We start from the raw sequence: 8,877 nt of genomic DNA, 5'->3' as shown, positions 1-8,877 counted from the left end.
TCCTTAGAAAATCCAAGAGGGGGGGCAGTTTGACAATTGCAAATCCCCTCTCTGGCGATTTCTAGTACTTAGCAAGGGCTAAGATGCTGAAATCACTTTCTCTCCCGCAAGGGAGAGATAATCGCCATCAAATGCCGGACAAACTCTCTTCAGCGCAACAAAAAAGCGGACCCGAAGGCCCGCTTTCTGTTCGTGTCCGTATGAAGCGATATTAGCGTTTCGAGAACTGGAACGAGCGACGGGCTTTCGCCTTGCCGTACTTCTTGCGTTCGACGACGCGGCTGTCGCGTGTCAGGAAGCCGCCCTTTTTCAGAACGCCGCGCAGTGCAGGTTCGAAATAGGTGAGGGCCTTGGAGATACCGTGACGAACGGCACCAGCCTGACCGGACAGACCACCACCGGCAACGGTAGCGATAACGTCGTACTGGCCGGCGCGATTGGCAGCAACGATCGGCTGCTGCAGGATCATCTGCAGAACCGGACGGGCGAAATACTTGCCGTATTCCTTTTCGTTGATGACGATCTTGCCGGAACCTGGCTTGATCCAGACGCGGGCAACCGCATCCTTGCGCTTGCCGGTTGCGTAGGCACGGCCCTTGGCATCGAGCTTCTGTACATGAACCGGTGCAGCGGCCTGCGTCGGGGCGACGGCAGAGGTACCGAGTTCTGCGAGCGAGTTGAGCTCAGCCATTCTTATGCGCTCCTTTTGTTCTTGGAATTCAGCGCGCCAACGTCGAGGACTTCAGGTGCCTGAGCTTCATGGGGGTGGTTGGAACCGGCGTAAACGCGCAGGTTCTTCATCTGGCGACGGCCGAGCGGGCCACGGGGAACCATGCGCTCGACAGCCTTTTCAACGACGCGTTCCGGAAAACGGCCTTCGAGCAGCTGACGGGCAGTGCGTTCCTTGATGCCGCCGGGATGGCCAGTGTGCCAGTAATAAACCTTGTCGGTAAATTTCTTACCGGTGAGCGCAACCTTGTCGGCGTTGATGATGATGACATTGTCGCCATCGTCCACGTGCGGGGTAAAGGTTGCTTTGTGCTTGCCGCGCAGGATGTTGGCGACGATGGAAGCAAGACGGCCGACGACGAGACCTTCGGCGTCGATCAGGATCCACTTTTTCGTCACATCTGCCGGCTTCTGTGTGAAGGTAGCCATTGTGTTCGTCCTTGAGATCATCCTTCATAAAAGAAGGCTTTTMTTGTTGCTTGGGTTATGCGGATCGATGAAAATTCGCATAACAATGAAAAACGGCGGGAAACCCCACCGCAGTCGAGGGTTTCAATAAAGGGGCCGGGCGCTCGCGTCAAGTGACGATTTTCGCGCCATACCAGAAATAATCTTGCAAATACAGATACTTATTGAAAAGGTATTATATTACCACATAATTTCGGGCAGTATTTGACCGCTGGAAGAATGGGGGGCTGTAGCGAGAAGACTGACTCAAGTCTCATTTTCACGCGGAGCAGGTTCGCAATACTCGATCAGCAATTCGGTGAGGACCCGTATCTTCCGTGCGGGATGCTGACCTGGCGGGCGGATGACATATGCACCTGCCGGGGGTGGTGGATAACGCGTCATGACCGGCACGAGCGCGGCGGAGGCTATATATTCATGGGTAAGGCAATCGGGCAGGTAAGCGATCCCGAGTCCTGCTGCCGCGGCGGCGACGAGAGCAGTGCCGTTGTCGGCCTTGAAGCGCCCCTGCGGACGAACCGTGATGATCTTGTCGCCATCCATGAGTTGCCAGGCTTCGGTACCCTGCATGAGAGCCTCATGAGCGAGGAACTCCTCCGGCGTTTCGGGTGACCCATGCACCTTGATATAGTCCGGGCTCGCGACGAGCTTCCCATAGATCGCTCCGACGCGTCTTGCGATCAAGTTGGAGTCCTGAAGATAGCCAACTCGTATCGCACAATCGTAACCTTCTGTGATGAGATCGACAAAGCGATCACTGTAGCAGGCGTGGATTTGCAGCTGGGGATGGCGTCGCGCCATTTCCGCGAGGATGGGAGCGAAGTGCGTCTGTCCGAAAGAGAGCGGCACGGCAACGCGCAAGCGGCCGCGAAGGTCGCCGGCGGGCAGGATCGTTTCCTTGGCCACATCGATCTCGGCGGAGACTCTTGCTGCATAGTCCCGGAACGTGGCCCCGGCTTCTGTTAGAGCAGCCCCGCGAGTAGTTCGTGCAAGAAGCTGGACGCCAAGTTCCGCTTCAAGCCGGAAGAGCCGACGACTGACGATCGACTTGGAGACGCCGAGCCGGAGCGCGGCGGCCGAAACGCCACCAGCATCAGCAACTTCTACGAATGTCCGTAGCTCATCGATATCCATTCAGCGTTCCCCATTTCGCGACACAGCTTAACACTTAAGGGTACTACCGCATCACGCGTGGGAACGGCAATGTCCCTTTCAGGCAACGTCGCCGCTGGCGCATGTCTTCCCGCAAACCAACCTCACTAACAACGACAGCATAGGAAGTAATAATGACCTTTCGTAACGGCCTTGATTCTCTTCTACGTCCCGAAGACTCCGTCCTTGTTCTGATCGACCACCAGCCCTACCAGCTCGCGAACCTGAACAGCCACGATCCGCAGGCAGTGGTCAACAATGTGACCGCGCTGGCAAAGCTGGCAAAAGCTTTCAATGTTCCGACGATCCTCACCAGCGTGATAGCGGATCGTGGTGGCAAGCTCTTCAAGCAAATCACTGACGTCTTCCCGGGGCAGGAAGTGATTGATCGGACCTGGGTGAATACCTGGGAGGACGAGAAGGTGCTGGATCTGGTCAAGGCGACCGGCCGCAAGCAATTGATCATCGCAGGTCTGTGGACCGAAGTTTGCGTAGCGATGCCTGCGATTCAGGCAGCCGGCGAAGGCTGGGACGTGACCGTCATTACCGACGCATCGGGCGGAAGTTCAACCGAGTCTCACCAGGTCGCCATACAGCGGATGATCGCGGCCGGCGTTAACATGATGACCTGGATGGCTCTTGCTGGCGAATGGCAGCGTGACTGGGCTCGCACCGAGCACGTCGAAGAGCTGACCGAAGTGCTCATCTCGCACATGAGCGGCAGCGGCATCGCGTATCTTTGGGAGCAGCAGCTGCTCAACACGCCCGTGCCTGGCAACGCGGGCTGATTTGAGCGGGGGTGCAGAGGTTTTCGAGCGACGTTGCGAAAAAGCGGATGGCTTCTCGAACCTCGTCACCCCCTCTCGGTAATGGAGCGGCCTTTTTGGGCCCGAGACGTCACTTCACAGCGACGACTACCTTCCCCTTCGCGCGACCCGTCTCGACGTACTCCAACGCCTCATTGGTCTTCCCGAACGGGAACACCCGATCCACTACCGGTCGTATGGCACCTGCCTCGATCAACGAGGTGATCTGACCAAGCTGCGCGCCGTTGGCCGTCATGAAGAGAAAGGAATAGCTGATGCCCCGGCGTTTCGATTTTCTCCTGATGCCCAAACTCAAGAGGCGCATGACCAGTCGCAGCGGCCAGCCGAAACCATTTTCTTTTGCAAAATCCGGGTCTGGCGGACCGGAAATCGAAATCAGCTTTCCGCCCGGCTTCAGCACGCCAACGGATTTTTTCAGCGTGTCCGTGCCGAGACTGTTCAGTACGACGTCGTAGTCCTGCAGGACTTCCTCGAAATTGTCCTTCTTGTAATCGATCACGACATCTGCGCCGAGGCTTTTGACGAGATCGATATTTACCGTGCTTGTGGTCGTCGCCACATGTGCCCCGAGATGCTTGGCAAGCTGGATCGCAATCGTGCCCACGCCGCCCGAGCCMGCATGGATCAGGACTTTCTGCCCCTTCTGCAAGTTGGCTCGCTGCACAAGTACCTGCCATGCCGTAAGGGCGACAAGTGGAATCGATGCGGCCTCTTCCATGGTCAGGTTTTGCGGTTTCATCGCTACATCGGCCTCGTCCACGGCGATATATTCGGCAAATGTCCCGATGCGATCCTGGGCCGGGCGTGCATAGACCTCGTCACCGGGCTTGAACCGCCGGACATTGGYCCCGACCCGGACCACGACGCCCGCTACATCGTTGCCGAGGACCAGCGGAAGGCGGTATGGCAGGATGAGCTTGAACTCTCCATCCCTGATCTTGTTATCCAGAACGTTCACACTGGCGGCGTGAATCGCCACCATCACATCATTCTCCCGCAGCTCCGGCTCCGGACTTTCCGTGAAACGCAGTGACCCGCCTTTCACATAGCGATCGATCAGGAATGACTTCATTGGAATTAGCTTTCGTTTCGGTGGTCAGCGGGCAAGCCAAACAGGGGCACTATCGGCGCTCAGGCAGGAAGTCCGCTGAATTTCCGCAAGTTCTTGTCGACGAAGGACTCCGGCAGGAAGCGGCGCATAAACCGGACTTGCGCCGCCGCTTTGCCTGCAGTGTAGCGTCTTTTGGGCGATGCGGCATTGGCGGCCCTTACGACCGTTGCGGCGACCACCTCCGGTGCGTCACCCTTCGCAATGATTTCGCGCATCAGCTTCTCCGCGTTGGCACGAATAGTTTCATAGACGGGAAGCGGCTGGTCCGGCCGGGTGATATTCTCTTCGAAGGATGTGCGGGTCACACCGGGCTCGACAAGTACAACGCGGATGCCCTGCGTTCGAACTTCGTGGTCGAGGGATTCCGAATAGCCCTCGATAGCGTGTTTGGTCGATGCATAGAGGGCATTATAGGGGGAGGGAATGAGCCCGAGTATTGAACTCAGGTTGACAATTCGGCCGCTGCGCTGGCGTCTCATCACGGGCAGAATTGCATTTGTCATCCGCAGGACGCCGAACACGTTCACGTCGAACACAGCCTTTGCCTGCGCCGCGGAGGACTCTTCAGCGCCGCCAAGCAGCCCGATCCCGGCATTGTTGACGAGCAGATCGACCCGCCCGGCGCGGCTGAGAACATCGTCGACGGCCGCCTGCACCGATGCGTCATCGGTCACATCGCAGATCAGCATCGTGATCCCGTCCGTGGTATCCGACATTGGCTTTCGGCTGGTACCGAATACACGGTAGCCATCGCGCCGCAGTGCTTTTGCCGTTACCAGCCCAATGCCGGAGGAAGCGCCCGTTACCAGGGCGACGCGGGGTTCTGTCTTGTTCATTGCCTTCTGCTTTCATTTTGTCGTGGAGTATCGATGAACAATCAGTTACTATGAATTTAGTAGTAAGTCACTATCAAAAAGATATCGACATGAAAAATCTTTCAAACCAGCCATGCCTGATCGCCCGCAGCCTCGCGCTTGTGGGGGATGCATGGAGTATGCTGATCATTCGGGATGCCCATGCGGGCCTCACTCGCTTTGATGAATTCCGCAAGAGCCTCCAGATCGCGCCGACGATGCTGACGGCGCGGCTTTCAGCTCTGACTGAGGACGGGCTGCTGGAGAAACGCCGCTACTCCGAACGTCCGCCACGGGACGAATATGTGCTGACGGAAGCCGGCCGAGACTTTCTGCCGGTGCTGTTTGCGATCGGCGCGTGGGGACGCAAGCATCGCGGCGGGGGCGAGGTGACGCGGTTCTTCGACGCCGAGACCGGAACGGAGATCGAACCGGTCACCATCGACCGCGAAACCGGCGCTCCGGTTGGTACGCGTGCCATTCGCACTGTCTTACCCGGGTAGCCAGTTCATGTTAAAAAATGTGCAATTTGGCGCTGTGATTAAACTTTAGACGAATTGTCAATCCGCAGCGGGCCGCAGAGATTGGGAGCATTATCCCAAAAGGAATTTGCGCCCGATGAATTTCAGATATTTGTTGCTTGTCCCGGTTATTGCTCTTGCCGCCTGCGATGGTTCCGACTCGTCTGCGCCGCCCGCACCGGTCGTGCAGACATCCGACACAACGTTTGCCGATGCTGCCAATGCGCAGCTTGCTGCGCTGAACGACAAAGTTACCAGCCTCAGTACAAAGCTCGCTGACTCCCAGACGAGACTCGACCAGCTCAACGGCCGGATTGGTTCCACAGATGCCGGGATTGGCCCGGTTACGGCCAAAATCGATGCGCTTGTCGCGCAAGTCAAAGGCCTTGGCGAAACCGCAAACACCGCGAGCGAGATCATCTCACGCCTGAGCGGTGATGGAACGAAGGAAAAACCGGGCGAGATTGCCAAGGCTGCCGACGATGTTGCCAGGCTCATCGGCGACAAGGCCGAACCGGCGACGATTGCCGCTGCACAAAAGAGGCTCGAAGACCTTAAGGACAAGCTTGCATCTGCGGCGACGGACCTGAGCAATGCGCAAGACCAGTTAGCGCTGCTGAGCGGTGAGGGTACCTCCGAAAAACCGGGGATCGCCAAACTCGCCGCGCTGCTGTCGGCACTCGATTCGAAAGACGATTCCGGCGCGATCCAGAAGGCCGGAACCAAGCTCACCAAGCTGACGGAAGATGCAAACACGCTCACCGGTATTTTGACGGCAGCGGAGGCCACGCTGAAGCGGCTGAATGGCGAGGGCGGCGAGATCGCCGTGACGCAGGCCAGACTGAAAACCCTCGAGGGGAGCATCGCAACAGCCAAAACCGAGTTGGCGGCACTGGAAGGCGACGGAACCCAGGAAAACCCCGGCAAGATCGCCAAGGCCAGGGATGAAATTGCCAGGCTGACCGGTGCGATAGATCGTTTGACCGAGACACTTCGGCTGCAGACGGCGCGGGCCTTGGCGCTGGATCTGAAGGCGCAGGACAAGTTTGCCGAAGCGGCGCTTGCGTTCAAGGACGCCGGAATGGTCCCGGACGCTGCAGATATGTTCAAGGCGGCTGGAATGCGCGAAGAGGCGGCAGATATGTACACCCGCGCCGGCATGGACGAGGAAGCCTACAAGGTCTACGCGCCGGCGGATTATGTGGTTCAGGACAAGATAAAATATGACGATAGCAAGTCCGCATCACTTGACCCGAAGGATGTCGATGAGAAGCCCGCAGTCAAGCGGCACAAGATGACGCTCAATGGCAAGACCTTCTGGTTTACCGCCAGTACCGGTCATCTGATCGCCTATGCGCCGAAAGACAAGAAGGATGCGCAGGCGTCGATTTTCTATACTGCCTATACGCGCGACGATCTGCCGAAGGACAACCGCCCCGTTACTTTCGTCTTCAATGGCGGGCCGGGCTCGTCCTCGGTTTGGCTGCATATGGGGGCTTGGGGGCCACAACGCATTGAGATGAACAGCCCTGCTGTCGCTCCCGATGCTGCCGAGAAGCAGCCGGAGGACCTGCCGCTGGCCGACAACACGGAATCGCTGCTCGACGAAACCGACCTGGTCTTTATCGATCCGCCCGGAACCGGCTATTCGCAGGCCATTGCACCCCATGTGAACAAGGATTTCTGGGGTGTGCAGGTGGACGCGGATGTCCTGTTTCAAAACATTAAACACTATGTCAATTTGAACCAGCGCCAATCGTCGCCCAAATATCTTTATGGCGAATCCTATGGCGGTGGCATTCGCGCACCAATCCTGTCCAGAATGATGGTAGAGGCGGGTACAGGGGCTTATGATCCGGACCCATCCGGCAAAAAGACCATTGCCTTGAGCGGTTCGGTCTTTCACTCGCCTGTGTTTGATATGGGCTCAATGTGCCAACAGTGCGCCGGCCCCGCATGCTGGACGTTGTTTCCAACCTATGCCATGACGCACAAGGCCTACGCCGCAGCAGATACGGGCGCGAAGATGGATATTGCTCCATCCTACCTCGATGACTTGCGAAAATTTACCTTAGAGGGACATTTGCCCGTAGTTCGGCAGTTCGTCCTCTCTATCGCGAGTCTGCTATTTAAACCGGCCTGGGATACCTATGCAGAAAGTAGCGAAGGTCTCGCCCATTTTGAAAGCGCTGAGGATTATACGGGAGTTGCAGCAGCCGCATGGAAACGCTTGATGATAATGCCCTTCTCAATTGTACCAGCCAGGTTTTTCAAAAGCACTGAGTTCTACGGATCGTTCATGGAATCGTTCAAGCCGGGCTACAGGCTCAATATCTACGACAGCCGGATGTATGTGAAGGGTGGCGAGGAATGGGGTTTCGACACCTACAAGCCCTATGATTTTAATTTTTACGAACACAAGGCATTTCACAACGTCTTTGCACGCTATCTGACCGAATATCTCAATTATACCAACGGATCCTATTACCAGCAGCTCCGGCTTGGTGTTGATGGCATCAACGGTCAGTGGATCTGGAAAAATGGCACGACGGAGCGTACCACTACTACCACCTTACCCGACATTACTACTGCGCTGGCGGCCGACCCTTCCGTCAAGTATCTGGCCGTGCATGGCTATTACGATGCGGTTACGCCTTTTTACACCACCGAATGGAACCTTGGGAAAAGCGGATTGAAAGCTCGCATTCCGGTCAAGAATTACCATGGCGGGCATATGATCTATTATTCCGACGATGCGCGCGTGGCCTTGAAAAAGGATGTCGCCGATTTCTACAAGGCGCCGCCCGTTGCCATCGCACCGCCAGTTGGTGCAACTGGTGCACCAGCGACCCCACGCGCTGCGGCTGTACCCGCGCTGACACTTCACTAGGATTACACCGATGAAAAATCTTTCAATAGTTGTCGCTCTTCTGGCTCTCGGCTCAACCCCCGCGATGGCCATGCCCCTCAATGAAAGCGCTCTGCATCCTGGATGGGCCTCCATCGTCGATATTGCCGATGGCTTCTTTGTGCCGCCCGCCGACCTAGACGCGCCTCCCTTGAGCCAGGAAAGTGTCCAGTCAGCGGTCGATCAAAAATTGCAGAAGAAATTCAATGAGGCGGCGCGCGGAACAAATAGTTTGACTGTTCAAGGCGCCAACGATGCTGGCTGGGGCTTCGTCGCCGATCATTTTGCGCAGATCGACGGCAATCAT

At 57.0% G+C, this 8,877-nt stretch carries 9 protein-coding genes; 4 read left to right on the top strand and 5 right to left on the bottom strand.

What is annotated here, in order from left to right:
- Positions 1–211 precede the first annotated feature (211 nt).
- The 3 genes from rpsI to ACXJ5O_RS12825 form a co-directional block, all read right to left on the bottom strand.
- The gene (gene rpsI / locus ACXJ5O_RS12835; RefSeq protein ID WP_112530868.1) at positions 212–691 is read right to left on the bottom strand and encodes a 30S ribosomal protein S9; all 480 of its coding nucleotides are present in this window, start codon (positions 689–691) and stop codon (positions 212–214) included.
- Between the two features lie 2 nt (positions 692–693).
- Positions 694–1,158 carry a 50S ribosomal protein L13 gene (gene rplM / locus ACXJ5O_RS12830; protein ID WP_112551331.1) on the bottom strand — a complete coding sequence of 155 codons (465 nt, stop codon included), beginning with the start codon at positions 1,156–1,158 and terminating at the stop codon, positions 694–696.
- Between the two features lie 285 nt (positions 1,159–1,443).
- A complete protein-coding gene (locus ACXJ5O_RS12825) occupies positions 1,444–2,331 on the bottom strand; it encodes a LysR family transcriptional regulator (RefSeq protein ID WP_457300220.1) in 888 nt (295 codons plus the stop codon).
- Between the two features lie 152 nt (positions 2,332–2,483).
- On the opposite strand from ACXJ5O_RS12825, the gene ACXJ5O_RS12820 reads away from it, so the two are divergent.
- Positions 2,484–3,137, top strand: a complete 654-nt coding sequence (locus tag ACXJ5O_RS12820; protein WP_457300219.1) for a hydrolase — start codon at positions 2,484–2,486, stop codon at positions 3,135–3,137.
- 109 nt (positions 3,138–3,246) lie between these two features.
- On the opposite strand, the gene ACXJ5O_RS12815 is transcribed toward ACXJ5O_RS12820, so the two are convergent.
- Both ACXJ5O_RS12815 and ACXJ5O_RS12810 read right to left on the bottom strand, forming a co-directional pair.
- Positions 3,247–4,248 carry an NADP-dependent oxidoreductase gene (locus ACXJ5O_RS12815; protein WP_457300218.1) on the bottom strand — a complete coding sequence of 334 codons (1,002 nt, stop codon included), beginning with the start codon at positions 4,246–4,248 and terminating at the stop codon, positions 3,247–3,249.
- Between the two features lie 59 nt (positions 4,249–4,307).
- On the bottom strand, positions 4,308–5,123 hold the full coding sequence (locus ACXJ5O_RS12810) for an oxidoreductase (protein WP_457300217.1): 816 nt from the start codon (positions 5,121–5,123) through the stop codon (positions 4,308–4,310).
- 89 nt (positions 5,124–5,212) lie between these two features.
- Between ACXJ5O_RS12810 and ACXJ5O_RS12805 the strand changes: the two genes are divergently transcribed.
- From ACXJ5O_RS12805 to ACXJ5O_RS12795, 3 genes are all read left to right on the top strand, one after another.
- Positions 5,213–5,644, top strand: a complete 432-nt coding sequence (locus ACXJ5O_RS12805; RefSeq protein WP_457300216.1) for a winged helix-turn-helix transcriptional regulator — start codon at positions 5,213–5,215, stop codon at positions 5,642–5,644.
- Between the two features lie 115 nt (positions 5,645–5,759).
- Complete coding sequence (locus ACXJ5O_RS12800) at positions 5,760–8,552, top strand: S10 family serine carboxypeptidase-like protein (protein WP_457300215.1); 2,793 nt, start codon at positions 5,760–5,762, stop codon at positions 8,550–8,552.
- 10 nt (positions 8,553–8,562) lie between these two features.
- Positions 8,563–8,877, top strand: a 315-nt coding sequence (locus ACXJ5O_RS12795) for a hypothetical protein (protein WP_457300214.1), incomplete at its 3' end; no start/stop codon positions are given.

This window comes from Phyllobacterium sp. P5_D12 (genome assembly GCF_054049495.1).
The sequence above is the reverse complement of the archived record's forward strand: the minus strand, read 5'-3'. Positions and strand labels throughout refer to the sequence as shown.

Excerpts from the sequence above, each read along its gene's own strand:
- rpsI (WP_112530868.1), bottom strand. The coding sequence starts at position 691 with ATGGCTGAGCTCAACTCGCTCGCAGAACTCGGTACCTCTGCCGTCGCC.
- rplM (WP_112551331.1), bottom strand. The coding sequence starts at position 1,158 with ATGGCTACCTTCACACAGAAGCCGGCAGATGTGACGAAAAAGTGGATC.
- ACXJ5O_RS12825 (WP_457300220.1), bottom strand. The coding sequence starts at position 2,331 with ATGGATATCGATGAGCTACGGACATTCGTAGAAGTTGCTGATGCTGGT.
- ACXJ5O_RS12820 (WP_457300219.1), top strand. The coding sequence starts at position 2,484 with ATGACCTTTCGTAACGGCCTTGATTCTCTTCTACGTCCCGAAGACTCC.
- ACXJ5O_RS12810 (WP_457300217.1), bottom strand. The coding sequence starts at position 5,123 with ATGAACAAGACAGAACCCCGCGTCGCCCTGGTAACGGGCGCTTCCTCC.
- ACXJ5O_RS12805 (WP_457300216.1), top strand. The coding sequence starts at position 5,213 with ATGAAAAATCTTTCAAACCAGCCATGCCTGATCGCCCGCAGCCTCGCG.
- ACXJ5O_RS12800 (WP_457300215.1), top strand. The coding sequence starts at position 5,760 with ATGAATTTCAGATATTTGTTGCTTGTCCCGGTTATTGCTCTTGCCGCC.